Genomic DNA, 13,083 nt, shown 5'->3' on the forward strand with positions numbered 1-13,083 from the left:
TCCATGAGTCCGACCAGCAAACATATCACCGGCCTGGTCCTCGCGGGTGGGCGCGGCATGCGCATGGGGGGCGTCGACAAGGGGCTCCAGACGCTGCACGGCGAACCGCTTGCCGCCCATGTGCTGAAGCGGCTCGCGCCGCAGACCGGCGCCCTGCTGATCAGCGCCAATCGTCATCCCGATGTCTACAGCACGCTCGGTGCGCCGTTCGGCGCCAGGGTGCTGGCCGATACCCTGCCCGGTTTCCCCGGACCGCTGGCCGGGCTGCTCGCAGGCTTGCGCGCAGCCGGCACGGCCTACATGCTGAGCGCGCCCTGCGACACGCCCGGGCTGCCCGCGGAACTCGCCGAACGCCTCGCACAGGCACTCGCGTCGAATCACGCCGATATCGCCACCGTCACGACGACCGACGCCGCCGGCCAGGTCTCGCTCCACCCTGTCTTCGCGTTGCTGCGCACGGGTCTCGCAGACGATCTTGCGGCCTTTCTGGATGCCGGTGAGCGCAAGGTGCGCGCGTGGTACGCGCGCCACAAGACGGTCGAAGTCGCCTTTGCCGACGAGCGCGCGTTTTACAATATCAATTCGTTACAAGAACTCGCCGACCTCCAGCGCTGTTGAGGCCCCGGTTGAAATCCTGCTCCGGCCGCACGGCAACAGCCAGCCACACCCGCCCCGGTCGCGACGCTCAGCCCTCCATGACCACGCTTAACGAATTTTCCCGCTGCGTCGCGCAGTACGATCCTCACGCGCTACCTGTTTCGGCCGCCCAGGCGATCGTCCGTCAATGGGCCGCGCCCGTCACGGCGGTCGAACGCGTGCCCTTGCGCGATGCGCTCGACCGGGTACTCGCCGCCGACATCGTCTCGCCAATCGACGTCCCGTCGCACGACAATTCGGCAATGGACGGCTACGCGTTCAATCGCGCCGCATTGGCGACGGGCGACTCCATCGTCGCTTTGACGATCGTCGGCAAAGCACTGGCCGGCCATCCGTTCGCGGGCCGCGTCGGCGCGACACAATGCGTGCGCATCATGACGGGTGCCTGCATGCCGTCTGACTGCGACACCGTCGTGCCACAGGAGCTTGTCGAGCGCAGTGCCGATTCCCAGTCGGTCCGATTTGCGGCCAACGCCGTGCAGGCCGGCGCGAACCGGCGCCTGGCGGGCGAAGACGTCGCTCGCGGCCATGCCGCGCTGCGCGCCGGCCGCATCATGCGTGCGTCGGATCTCGGTTTGCTGGCGTCGCTCGGCATCGGCGAAATCTACGTGCGGCGGCGCTTGCGCGTCGCATTTTTCTCCACCGGCGACGAACTGCGTTCACTCGGCGAGCCGCTCGACCCGGGTTCGGTGTACGACAGCAATCGCTACACGCTATTTGCGATGCTGCGGCGCCTGAACATGGATACGCTCGATCTCGGTGTAGTGCGCGACGAACCCGCCGCGCTCGAAGCCGCGTTGCGCAGTGCCGCAGCCAGCGCCGACGTAGTATTGACCTCGGGCGGCGTCTCGGTCGGCGAGGCGGATTTCACGAGGCAATTGCTGCAGACGTTCGGCGACGTCGCATTCTGGAGTCTCGCGATGCGTCCGGGCCGGCCGCTCGCCTTCGGCCGCGTCTGGTCGGGCGACCATCCGGGTCTCGGGCTGCCCGCGCTGTTCTTTGGCTTGCCGGGCAATCCGGTGGCCGTGATGGTGACGTTCTACCAGATCGTGCGCGAAGCGCTGCTGCTGATGTCCGGCGCGACGCCGCCGGCACTGCCGCTGCTGCGGGCCGCCAGCCGCCAGCTCATCCGCAAGCGCGCCGGGCGCACCGAATACCAGCGCGGCGTCGCCGGACAGGACGCGCACGGCCAATGGCATGTCACGCCAACCGGCTCGCAAAGCTCAGGCGTGCTGAGTTCGATGAGCGAAGCCAATTGTTTCATCGTTCTCGGGCACGATGAATCCGACATTGCCGAGGGCGAGCATGTCGATATCATGCTGTTCGACGGTCTCATCTGATGCCTGAGGAAACGCCGCCGTGGCGGCTTCTTTGCAGCCCTACCCATTACCACTAAGACACACGGGTTTGACTTACATGAAAAAACAGATCTCGTTCATTGCACCGGGACAAACCGCCAAAGCGCTTATCCTCGTGTACCTGACATTCTCGGTGCCGATCGTGCTGCTTGGCGTGCTGGTGGCGTTCATCCGCTACGGCTCGGTCGAATTGAGCACGGTGTTCAGCGCGCTGCTGCTGAACGCGATTCTTGGCTTCGTTCTGCTGTGGATCGCCTGCCACGCGTACAACTGGGTGGCCTCGCGCTTCGGCGGCATCGAAATCCAGCTGACCGACGCGCCGGAAGAGGCGTAATGAGCGCGACGATCCGCGCCGCGACGCCTGAAGATACGGGCGCTATCTTCGCGTTGACGTACGAGTTGGCCGAATTCGAAAGCCTCACGCACGTATTCACCGCGACTGAAGACGGTTTGCGTGACGCCCTGTTCGGCGCGCGGCCCTCCATCGAAGCGCTGGTGGCGGAAAACGAAGGACGCATCGTCGGCTACGCGCTGTTCTTCCACAATTACTCGAGCTTCGCCGGCAAGCGCGGGCTGTATCTCGAAGATGTCTATGTTCAACCGGGTCAGCGCGGTAGCGGGCTAGGCGCCGCGATACTCGCGCGGCTGGCGGCGCTGGCAGTCGAGCGTAAATGCGCGCGCTTCGAATGGACCGTGCTCGACTGGAACAAGCAGGCCATTGGCTTCTACGAAAAACTGGGCGCCAAGGTCATGCCGGACTGGCGCGTTGTGCGCTTAACAGGCGAGGCACTGGAACGACTGGCCGCAGACGCTGCTTCCTGAGCTCGCGCTGGCTCGGCATCCGGGTCCGGCTCTCGTTTCGTGTCGAAAAAGGTCAGTCCCGAAAACGGTGCGGCTCTACTGCTCGTCCGGATCCACACCCGTTAGCGCGTCACCGAGCAACCCGCTCGCCTCTTCCCCGGGCAATGCCTCGACGTCACGCAGCTTGCGGCCCATCACGCGGGCGCGTGTTTCAGCGGCCTCGATCGAACGCGTGACAGTTTCAAGCTGCGCCTTGGTCCTCGCCAGCACGTCGCCGAATTTGCCGAACTCCGTCTTAACCGCGCCGAGCACCTGCCACACCTCGCTAGAACGCTTCTCGATAGCCAGCGTGCGGAATCCCATCTGCAAACTATTGAGCAGCGCAGTGAGCGTGGTCGGGCCGGCAATCGTCACGCGGTAGTCGCGTTGCAGCAGGTCCGTCAGACCGGGCCGGCGCAGGACTTCCGCGTACAGCCCTTCGGTCGGCAGGAACAGCAGTGCGAAATCCGTGGTGTGCGGCGGCGACACATACTTTTCCGCGATCGTGCGCGCCTCCGCCCGTATCCGCGCTTCGAGCGCGCGCGACGCCTCCTCCACGGCAACGGGGTCGGCGCGTTCCTGTGCTTCGATCAGCCGCTCGTAGTCTTCGCGCGGGAACTTGGCGTCGATCGGCAGCCAGACCGGCGTGGCAGGAGCACCCGTCTCGGCACGGCCCGGCAGTTTGATTGCGAACTCGACGCGATCGGCGCTCTTCGGCACCGTCACGACGTTCTTCGCATATTGATCAGCCGTGAGCAATTGTTCGAGCAATGCCTCAAGCTGCACTTCGCCCCAGGTGCCGCGCGTCTTGACGTTGGTGAGCACCTTCTTCAGATCGCCGACGCCCGCGGCCAGCGTCTGCATCTCGCCCAGACCGCGATGTACCTGTTCAAGCCGGTCCGACACCAGCTTGAACGATTCTCCCAGGCGTTGTTCGAGCGTGGCATGCAATTTTTCGTCGACCGTGCGGCGCATTTCTTCGAGCCTGGTCGAATTGTTCGCCTCGATGTCTTTCAGACGCTGCTCGATGGTCGCGCGCACCTCCGCGAAGCGGCGATCGTTCGCCTCGGTGAGTTGGCCCAGTTGCAAGGCCAGCGTTTCGCCGAACTGCTTGAGCGTGCGTCCCTGCTCATCGCGCGCCTGCTGCGCCTGCTGTTGCAAGCTATGACGCACTGCATCGAGTTGCTGCGCGAAGCCGTCGATCTTGCCGGCCTGCACCGTCGTCATGCTGCTGAATTGCGATGCCAGCGTTTGCTGAAACTGCGCGAAGCCACTGCTCTGCTCGGTACGGGAAACGCGCGCGGTTTCGGTGATGTCATTACGCAATTGCCGCTCGAGCCGCTCATAGGCATGCGACTGCGCATCCGCTGCCGCGTCGATACGCTCGCCGAGAATCTCGAACTGCTCGCTTGCGTCGGCGCGACTGCTGCCGCGCATCAGCAATGCCAACGCGATGACCAAGGCGACCGCCAGCACAGCAACGGCCACCACCAGAATCATTGTCATGAACGCGCCTTGCCGATGACCTCGGGGTTGATCGGATTCGGCGGCCTGCCGGCGCGCGGCCCCTCACCCAAGGCCGCGATCAGATTGTCCGCGGCGAGGTTCGCCATGGCGCGGCGCGTGGCTTCGGTTGCGCTGGCGATGTGCGGCGTCAACACGACGTTGGGCACGGTCAGCAAATCCGGATTCAGATTCGGCTCGCCTTCGTAGACATCGAGACCCGCTGCGGCGATCTGCTTTGAGCGCAGCGCTTCCACCAGTGCCGCATCGTCGACGATACCGCCGCGTGCGATGTTGGTCAGCGTTGCAGTCCGCTTCATCTGCGCGAGTTCGGCCGCGCCGATCGTGTGATGATTTTCCTTCGTGTACGGCAACACCAGCACCACGTGATCGGCGCGTTTCAGCAGGTCTTGCTTGGACACGTATTCGGCGTTCAACTCCGCCTCGATCTCTGCTGCGACGCGCGAACGGTTGTGATAGATCACCTGCATATTGAAGCCCTTCGCGCGGCGCGCCAGCGCCTGCCCGATCCGGCCCATGCCGATCACACCCAATGTGGAACCGTACAGATCCGTGCCGAGAAAGCCGTCATAGGCCCACTTCTGCCACTTGCCGGCGCGCAGCCAGTGCTCCGATTCGGCAATGCGGCGCGCCGCGGCCATCGTCAGCGCCCAGCCAAAATCCGCGGTCGATTCGTTCAGTACGTCCGGCGTATTGGTGCCGAGCACGTTGGCCGCATTAAAGGCGGCCATATCGAAGTTGTTATAGCCCACCGCCATGTTCGACACCACACGCAGGCGCGGCGCCGCGGCGAGCGCCGCCGCGCCGACCGGATCGCCTGCGGTCAGCGCGCCGTCTTTGTCCGCGAGACGGCGTGTCAGTTCCTCGGCGGACAACACCTCGCCCTGATTCCAGTCGACGTCGAAATACTGTTTGAGCCGTTCGATCACATCGGGAAAGATCGGACGGGCAACGAGGATCTTCTGCATTGCAATTCTCCGAATAGCGCGCCGGGCTCAATGGCCCCGGCGTCAAAATAAGCGGGAAACGAGGTGTCAAAAAAACAGCCAGCCGGTGACGAGAAACACGGGCACGAGCACCACGACCGACCAGCCGAGATACGCGAAAAAGCTCGGCATCCGAATGCCGCGCGACTCCGCGATCGCTTTCACCATGAAATTCGGCGCATTGCCGATATACGTGTTGGCGCCCATGAACACCGCCCCGGCCGAGATCGCCGCGAGCGTGGTGGCGCCGGTGGTCATCAGCGTCTGCGCGTCGCCGCCGGCCAGGTTGAAGAACACCAGGTAGGTCGGCGCATTGTCGAGAAACGACGATAGCAGGCCGGTCGCCCAGAAGTACATCAGGTCGTGCGGCTGCCCGGCCGGATTGACCAGATGGACGATGCCGGCAAACGCACCCGCTTCGCCGGCCCGCAGGATCGTGATGACCGGCGCGATCGTCACGAAAATACCGGCGAACAGCTTGGCGACTTCTTCGATCGGCGCCCAGTTGAAGTCATTGCCCGTGCGTGCGGCGCGCGGCGTCAACGCGAGCGAGAGCAGAGTGACGCCGATCAGCGCGACATCGCGCACGGCATTCTGCAAAGCGACATGCGTACCGAAGACATCGAACACGACCTCCGATTTCCACAGCCCGCTCATCAAAACCAGCACAATCACGGCAACAAGCAGCACGAAGTTGATCTTGCCGTCGATACCCAACGGCGGCGAATCCGGCGTCGGATCGAGAAAGCGCGAACGCTGTTCTTCATGCCGATGAAAATAGTACGAATCCAGTGCATAGAACGCGGTCAGCAGCACAACGCAGACGAACAGCATCGGCAACGCCAGATGCGTGGTGGTCCAGAAAAAACTGACACCCTGCAGAAAGCCGAGAAAGAGCGGCGGGTCGCCGAGTGGCGACAAGGAGCCACCCGCGTTCGCGACCAGAAAGATGAAGAACACCACGACGTGAACGACATGCTTGCGGTTGTCGTTGGCGCGCAGCAAAGGGCGAATCAGCAGCATCGCCGCGCCGGTCGTTCCCATGATGCTGGCCAGCAAGGTGCCCAGCGCGAGGATGGCGGTATTCAGCCGCGGCGTGCCATGCAGATTGCCGCGCACGCAGATGCCGCCCGCGACGGTGTAGAGCGCCGTCAGCAATACGATGAACGGAATGTATTCTTCGAGCAATGCATGGACCAGCGTGCCGAATGCAATGCCGGTGCCGAAGGTCAGCGCAAACGGCGCCAGGAACAGCAGCGCCCACGCTGCTGCGATCTTGCCGAAATGGTGATGCCAGAATGCCGGCGCGACCAGCGGGAACACCGCGATCGACAACAACACGCCCGCAAACGGCAAACCCCACAGCGCCGACAACGTCGCGCCGTCGAGCGTGGCTGCCGCGGCCAGTTGCGGCCACATTGCCAATGTCAGTGCAGCGGCAAGCACCATGCTCGCGCCTACGGCATGTCGTTTCATATCGTTGAAGTCCTTGTTATAACGGCGGCGGCTCGCGCCGTGAAGATACGCCGACGTGCACTACGCTCAGGCGCCGCGTACGACGATCGCATGGACCCGGTAAGGTCCATGCGCGCCAAGCACGATAGTCTGTTCGATATCGCCGGTACGCGAGGGCCCGGAGACGAAATTGACCGCACGCGGAAGTTCGCCGCGTTCGCTGCGGATCAGCGCGAAGGCCTCTTCATGCCCAGAGACGATGCGCGAAGCCGGCACGATCGCAATATGCGTTTGCGGCAGCAAGCCAGCCGATGCGTAGGTTTGCGGTCCGGACAGCAGCACAAGGGTGCCCGTCTCCGCGGTCGCGCAGAAGCAGCCGGTGAGCCCGACCACGTCGCCGTCCTCGGGCTTGCGGAATTCGACGCTGAGGCCGGCTTCGGCCCATTGCAAATCTTGTAGTGTTTGCCAGGCGATCGCCTGCAGCGGCAATGCGTGTTCGGTGAGGTAGCGATGCGCGGCTGAAGGCACCTCGCTCAGCGCTTCGACCGTATCGATCGTGGTCGCCATTTTTTGCGCTTCTTCAATGAAACGCGTGGCCAGATCGGCCGGCATCTCAGGGCGCGGACCTTGGGGATGGCGCGCCAGATAATCAGCGGCCGCCTCGCGCTCGGAAGCGGACGGCTCAGGCTCGCGCCCTTGCGCCGCGCGGATGCGCGCCAGGATGTTACGGCGGGCAATCGATGTATCCATATGCGAAATCCTCGTGTCGACAGCCGTGCGATATGGCGAGGATTATACCGGCCACCCTGCGCGCGAACACCCTGGCCGAACGGCCAGGCGCCGCGTATCAGGCCCGCCGCAAACGCGATCTCCGCGAGGTATCGGCCCATGAGTCGCCCATGGACCAGGCTGACGCAGCGTTACTTCGCAGCGCCATCTTCCTCGGGTTGCGCAATGCCGAACACCTGGCGCAGATACGCCAGATAAGCCTTGTCCTCGCACATGTTCTTGCCCGGCGAATCCGACAGCTTCGCCACCGGCTGGCCATTGCAGCGAACCATCTTGATGACGATCTGCAACGGGTTATAGCCGAGATCGTTGGTCAGATTGGTTCCTACACCGAATGCCAGCTTGCAGCGGCCACGGAAACGCTCGTACAGTTGCAGCACCTTCGGAATGTCGAGTGCGTCGGAAAACACCAGGATCTTGGTGCGCGGGTCGCAGCGGTTCGCCTCGTAGTGTTTGAGCAGGCGCTCGCCCCAGTCGAACGGGTCGCCGGAATCGTGGCGCGCGCCGTCGAACAGCTTGCAGAAGTACATGTCGAAGTCGCGCAGGAACGCCTCCATGCCGTACACGTCCGACAGGGCGATACCCAGGTCGCCGCGATATTCCTTTGCCCACATCTCGAAGCCGTAGATCTGCGAATCGCGCAGCCGCGGACCGAGCGCCTGGCACGCCTGCAGGTATTCATGCGCCATCGTGCCGAGCGGCGTGAGGCTGTGCTTCATTGCATAGAAGACGTTGCTGGTGCCGGCGAACTGCTCACCCAGGCCGTCTTTCAGCGTGAGGATCACTTCCTCGTGCCATTGTTTCGAGAAGCGGCGGCGTGTGCCGTAGTCGGCGATCTTGCAGTCGGCGAATTCCGGGCGCGCGCCCAGCAGTTTCATCTTCTCGACGAGACGGTCGCGCCCTTCGCTGTAGTCAGGCTTTTGCTGGGTGTTGCGGAAATAGACCTCGTTTACGATCGCCAGCATCGGGATCTCGAACAGGATCGTGTGCAGCCACGGCCCCTTGATCTCGATGTCGATTTCGCCATTGCCCTTCGGCGACGGCTCGATCGAAATGTATTTCTCGTTCAGATGGAACAGCGCGAGAAACTCGATGAAGTCGCCCTTGATGAAGCGCATGCGCCGCAGGTAATCGAGTTCGTCGTCGGCGAAGCGCAGATCGCACAGCTTGCGCACTTCTTCGCGAATCTCGCCGATGTACGGCACGAGGTCGACATTCGGCGTGCGGCAGCGAAACCGGTACTCGACATTCGCCGCGGGAAAGTGATGCAACACCACTTGCATCATCGTGAACTTGTACAGATCGGTGTCGAGCAGCGAAGTAATAATCATGATGGCGCGAACTGGACTGCAGGAAAAACGGAAGGCTTGGCTCGACCAGACACGTCAACCCATGCGCGTGCGGCGCGCCCCGTGCGCACCGGTCTGACGGCATGTTACCCGAATGCGCCCGGATTCAGCGTGCCGCCGGGCGGCTGTGCCGGACGCCATAAACTAATCACAAAAACGTATAAAAGCCGTTGTGCGATGCCATATGCGGCTCTTGACGTTACGTTACAATAGCGCTTTTGGCGTTTCGCCTCCCCTGATTCCGCATGCAGGAGCTGCCTGAATGACTCACGTTGTGACCGAAAGCTGCATCAAGTGCCGCTATACCGACTGCGTCGATGTGTGCCCGGTGGACTGCTTTCGCGAAGGTCCCAACTTCCTCGCGATCGACCCCGATGAATGCATCGACTGCGCCGTGTGCGTGGCCGAGTGCCCGGTGAATGCCATCTATGCCGAAGAAGACGTGCCGAGCGACCAGCAGAACTTCATCGAGCTGAATGCCGATCTGGCGAAGAACTGGCCGAGCATCACCAAGACCAAGGCACCGCTGCCGGAAGCTGATGAATTCAAGGACGTGAAGGAAAAGCTGGCACTGCTCGCACGCTGAGCGGCGCGGCCCGCCTGCCGCCTTGCCGGATTCGACCCGAATCGAGATGAACGCAAGGTATTGACAGGTGCCTAAGCTGCCCCTACAATTTCGCTTCTCTGCTGTTTGTTGTTCTGTTCCTCGATAGCTCAGTCGGTAGAGCGCCGGACTGTTAATCCGTAGGTCCCTGGTTCGAGCCCAGGTCGAGGAGCCAAAAAATTTAGAAGGCCCGCATTCGTGCGGGCCTTTTTGTTTTGGCTGCACGTTCTGACCACACCTCCCGGCGCTGCCTGCTTCAACCCCGGATCAGGTGGCTGAACTCGGGGGTCGGCCGTTTTTTTCCAGTTGGAAAATAGCGCACGATCCAGGGCATTTGCACCGGCCCTCTGAGACCCACGCCGTTATACGATGCTGCTTTGTCGGCGCAACGCCCTCTTGCGCTCAATCCCTCCATCTTTCCCGGCCAGCTCATGAAATCGACCTTGTTGCGCATCGCGCTTGCAGCCACCGCCGCCCTGCTGCTGTCCCCGGCACACAGCGAAGAAGTGGGCAGCGTCAATACCAACTTCCGTGTCACGGGCTCCGACCGCGTGGTCGTCGAAGCCTATGACGACCCGCTGGTCCAGGGCGTGACCTGTTACGTGTCGCGGGCGCGCACCGGTGGCGTCAAGGGTACGCTCGGCATCGCCGAAGATCCGACCGAAGCGTCGATCGCCTGCCGTCAGGTCAGCGAGATTCACTTCACGGGGCCGGTGAAAAAGCAGGCCGACGTGTTCTCCGTGAGCATGTCGCTGATCTTCAAATCGCTGCATGTGGTGCGCGTGGTCGACACGAAGCGCAACACGCTCGTGTACATGACCTATAGCGACCGCGTCGTCAGCGGCAGCGCGAAAAACAGCGTGACCGCCGTGGCGATGCCGGCCGGCACGACGATCCCGGTCAAGTAAGCCCCGGAGCCTACGGTAAAACTCACGGCGTAAAGGCCTGGGCCGCATGCGTGACGGCGCCCGCGGCGGCCATGCCGCGCTAAACTAAGGGGTCCAGCCGACCGGCCTGCCGGCCACCGGTATGCCGGCCACCGGTATGCCGGCCACCGGAACGCCGGCCGCCGGCAGGTTTGCCGGACCACGGACCTTCACCATGACCGCCCATCACTTCCAGGACTCCGCCCGCTACTGGCGCACGCCGCTTCTGCCCGGCGCGGATCTGCTCACGGCCGAATATCACGATCACGAGTTCACGCCGCATTGGCACGATGCGTACACGATTCCGGTGATTGTCGCGGGCGCGGAGTGCTATCGGTATCTGGGTTCGGACTATGTCGCCGAAGCGGGCAGCGTGCCGATCATCAATCCCGGCGAGTTGCATACAGGGTCAAAGGCTATCGAAGCAGGCTGGCGGTATCGCGTGATGTACGCGCCCGTGCCCTTCATCCACGACCTCGCCGGCCAGGTGGCCGGCAAACCGCAGGCCTTGCCCTGGTTTGCACCGGGCGTGATCCGCGACCCCGATCTGGCGCATCGGCTGGCGCGCGCGCACCGTTTGCTGGAGGCCGGCGACGACCCGCTCGCCGCCGAAGCCGCGATGCTCGACGCGCTGTCCACCTTGCTGGTCCGCTACGCCCAAACACGCCCGAGGCCGTCGCGCCCCGCCGCCGACGACGCCCGTGTTGCGACAATGCAGGAGCGCCTGACAGGCGACCTCGCCGAGCCGGTTACGCTCGCCGAAGTCGCACAGGCCGCGGGGCTGTCGTCCTTTCACGCGGCTCGTCTTTTCACGCAGACCACCGGCTTGCCGCCGCATGCATGGCGCAATCAGGTGCGCTTGCAACGCGCGCTCGCACCGCTACGGGCCGGCGTCTCCGTCACGGAGGTCGCCGCGGCCTCCGGTTTCACGGATCAGAGCCATTTCACGCGCCATTTCCGGCGCATGTTCGGCGTGCCGCCAGGACGCTGGCAAGGAAACTGATGCGACGCGCCCGTGGGCACCCGCCCCCCGCAGCGCCCCGGCATTCATGCCCCATCCGCGCAATTGCCGCCAACGCAGCCTGAGCGCCGCAAGCACACGATCCGCGCCGCCTCATCTCCCACCGCAAGAACGTACAAGCGCCAGCCGCCACCGCTCGCTATGCTTGCCCAATCAAGGAGGCAAGATTGACCCATTCCAACCCCGGCCGGCCCTCGGGCACAGGCCACCTGAAAGAATTCACCGCCGGCGCGCGCGACATTATCCCGATGATGGTCGGCGCGGCGCCCTTCGGCGTGATTTTTGGCACCCTCGTCGCATCCGGCCCGCTGCATCTATGGCACGGGCAACTGATGTCGCTCGTCGTATTCGCCGGCTCGGCGCAATTCATCGCGCTCGGCCTGATCGCCGGCCACGCCAGCTTTGCGGTGATCTGGGCGACCACGCTCGTCGTCAACCTGCGTCACGTGCTGTACAGCGCGACGCTCGCGCCGCACGTCGCGCATCTGTCCGCGCGCTGGCGCTGGGCGCTCGGCGCGCTGCTCACCGACGAAGTCTTCGCGGTCGCGTGGGAGCATTACCGGCATCGGGAGCCCGGCACCGTCGGCCCGCACTATTTCTTTGGCGCGGGTCTGGCCATGTACCTGAACTGGCAGATCTGGACCGTCGCCGGCCTGCTGTTCGGCGCGGCCTTTCCAGGACTGCAGTCGCTCGGGCTCGACTTCGCGATGGTCGCGACCTTCATTGCGATCGTCGTGCCGCAACTCGTCGCGCTGCGCTATATCGCGGCGGCGGCCACCGCGGGTACGCTGGCTTTCTTCTGGCAAGCCTGGCCGTACAAGCTCGGCCTGCTTGGCGCGGTGTTCGCGGGTGTGGCAATCGGTGTCCTGCTGTCGGCGCCACGATTTGGGCGAGGCGCGCAGGGCAATCGTGAATCGTCCGAGGACGCCTCACGCGATAACTCTCAGGCAGCTCGACGGGAAACCCCGCGGGAAACCCCACGCCAAACCTCGCAGGAAACCATGGAGGCGTCGCGATGAACTACGTCGTTCTGATCCTCGGCATGGCCGCGATTACGTGGGTGATCCGCGCCGCCGTCTTCGTGCTCGGCGACCGGCTGGTCTTTCCGCCGCTCATGCGCACCGCGCTCGGTTTCGTCCCCGTTACCGTGCTGACCGCGATCATCGTCCCGATGGCAGTCTCGCCGCACGGCACCCAGGCCGAATTGACCTGGCGCAATCCGCAACTGGTCGGAGCCCTGGCGGCCATTGCGGTGAGCGCGCTGACGCGGCGGCCACTGCTGACCATCGCGGTTGGCCTGACGGTCTTTTTTGTCTGGCAAGGCGTCGTGCTGAAATAGGCGTGCCCCGCGCGCTCTGGCGACGCTTCCCTCTAAAGCCGTCGCCAGAACGTCGCCTACCCTTAAGTTTCCCTTAATTCCGCCGATATGCAGTCGAGGTCCGCTCATCGGGATACCCCCGCTGGTTACGCGGCAATAGGCAGGAATCAACCGCGCCGGCATTCGGCGTCGCGTCTCACGGGGCCCGGATGCGTTCGGGCGATGCGACGAGGCCGCGCGGCAGGACCAAACGGGA

General features: G+C 63.8%; 13 protein-coding genes, 1 tRNA gene and 1 pseudogene. 10 read left to right on the plus strand and 5 right to left on the minus strand.

Translation table 11 applies throughout. From position 1 onward, the window contains the following. Window positions 1-3 precede the first annotated feature (3 nt). From mobA to AC57B6_RS01320, 4 genes are all read left to right on the plus strand, one after another. Window positions 4-618 carry a molybdenum cofactor guanylyltransferase MobA gene (gene mobA, locus AC57B6_RS01305; protein WP_183796563.1) on the plus strand — a complete coding sequence of 205 codons (615 nt, stop codon included), beginning with the start codon at window positions 4-6 and terminating at the stop codon, window positions 616-618. Window positions 619-695: 77 nt separating this feature from the next. Then, window positions 696-1,997 (plus strand): molybdopterin molybdotransferase MoeA, encoded by a 1,302-nt coding sequence (gene moeA, locus AC57B6_RS01310; RefSeq protein WP_183796562.1) that lies wholly within the window; start codon window positions 696-698, stop codon window positions 1,995-1,997. Between the two features lie 76 nt (window positions 1,998-2,073). After that, entirely contained in the window at window positions 2,074-2,349 is a 276-nt protein-coding gene (locus tag AC57B6_RS01315) for a hypothetical protein (RefSeq protein ID WP_028199219.1), read from the plus strand. Continuing rightward, window positions 2,349-2,837 (plus strand): GNAT family N-acetyltransferase, encoded by a 489-nt coding sequence (locus tag AC57B6_RS01320; RefSeq protein ID WP_106351606.1) that lies wholly within the window; start codon window positions 2,349-2,351, stop codon window positions 2,835-2,837. The genes AC57B6_RS01315 and AC57B6_RS01320 overlap by 1 nt, the downstream gene beginning before the upstream one ends. A gap of 75 nt (window positions 2,838-2,912) precedes the next feature. On the opposite strand, the gene AC57B6_RS01325 is transcribed toward AC57B6_RS01320, so the two are convergent. The 5 genes from AC57B6_RS01325 to pncB all read right to left on the minus strand — a co-directional run bounded on the left by AC57B6_RS01325 (window position 2,913) and on the right by pncB (window position 8,940). Continuing rightward, window positions 2,913-4,361, minus strand: a complete 1,449-nt coding sequence (locus AC57B6_RS01325; protein ID WP_252888288.1) for a DNA recombination protein RmuC — start codon at window positions 4,359-4,361, stop codon at window positions 2,913-2,915. Beyond that, a complete protein-coding gene (locus tag AC57B6_RS01330; RefSeq protein WP_496420571.1) occupies window positions 4,358-5,347 on the minus strand; it encodes a 2-hydroxyacid dehydrogenase in 990 nt (329 codons plus the stop codon). The genes AC57B6_RS01325 and AC57B6_RS01330 overlap by 4 nt, the downstream gene beginning before the upstream one ends. Before the next feature lie 66 nt (window positions 5,348-5,413). Then, window positions 5,414-6,841, minus strand: coding sequence for a sodium:proton antiporter (locus AC57B6_RS01335; protein ID WP_496420572.1), 1,428 nt, complete (start codon window positions 6,839-6,841; stop codon window positions 5,414-5,416). A gap of 66 nt (window positions 6,842-6,907) precedes the next feature. Next, window positions 6,908-7,570 (minus strand): LutC/YkgG family protein, encoded by a 663-nt coding sequence (locus AC57B6_RS01340; RefSeq protein WP_496420573.1) that lies wholly within the window; start codon window positions 7,568-7,570, stop codon window positions 6,908-6,910. Between the two features lie 170 nt (window positions 7,571-7,740). After that, entirely contained in the window at window positions 7,741-8,940 is a 1,200-nt protein-coding gene (pncB, locus tag AC57B6_RS01345) for a nicotinate phosphoribosyltransferase (protein ID WP_028199225.1), read from the minus strand. 280 nt (window positions 8,941-9,220) lie between these two features. Here pncB and fdxA point away from each other — a divergent pair, with 280 nt between their 5' ends. The 6 genes and pseudogenes from fdxA (at window position 9,221) to AC57B6_RS01375 (ending at window position 12,848) form a co-directional block, all read left to right on the plus strand. Then, window positions 9,221-9,544 carry a ferredoxin FdxA gene (gene fdxA / locus AC57B6_RS01350; protein WP_028199226.1) on the plus strand — a complete coding sequence of 108 codons (324 nt, stop codon included), beginning with the start codon at window positions 9,221-9,223 and terminating at the stop codon, window positions 9,542-9,544. A gap of 117 nt (window positions 9,545-9,661) precedes the next feature. Then, window positions 9,662-9,737 (plus strand) — tRNA-Asn (locus AC57B6_RS01355). 256 nt (window positions 9,738-9,993) lie between these two features. Then, entirely contained in the window at window positions 9,994-10,470 is a 477-nt protein-coding gene (locus AC57B6_RS01360; protein WP_028199227.1) for a CreA family protein, read from the plus strand. A 193-nt stretch (window positions 10,471-10,663) separates the two neighbouring features. Then, the gene (locus tag AC57B6_RS01365) at window positions 10,664-11,491 is read left to right on the plus strand and encodes a helix-turn-helix transcriptional regulator (protein ID WP_028199228.1); all 828 of its coding nucleotides are present in this window, start codon (window positions 10,664-10,666) and stop codon (window positions 11,489-11,491) included. Between the two features lie 185 nt (window positions 11,492-11,676). After that, window positions 11,677-12,429: pseudogene (locus AC57B6_RS01370) on the plus strand (AzlC family ABC transporter permease); the annotation flags it as partial. Between the two features lie 95 nt (window positions 12,430-12,524). Beyond that, on the plus strand, window positions 12,525-12,848 hold the full coding sequence (locus tag AC57B6_RS01375) for an AzlD domain-containing protein (RefSeq protein ID WP_028199229.1): 324 nt from the start codon (window positions 12,525-12,527) through the stop codon (window positions 12,846-12,848). Window positions 12,849-13,083: the final 235 nt, after the last annotated feature.

Source organism: Paraburkholderia sp. BGA-UO-ETr-F12 (genome assembly GCF_059567945.1).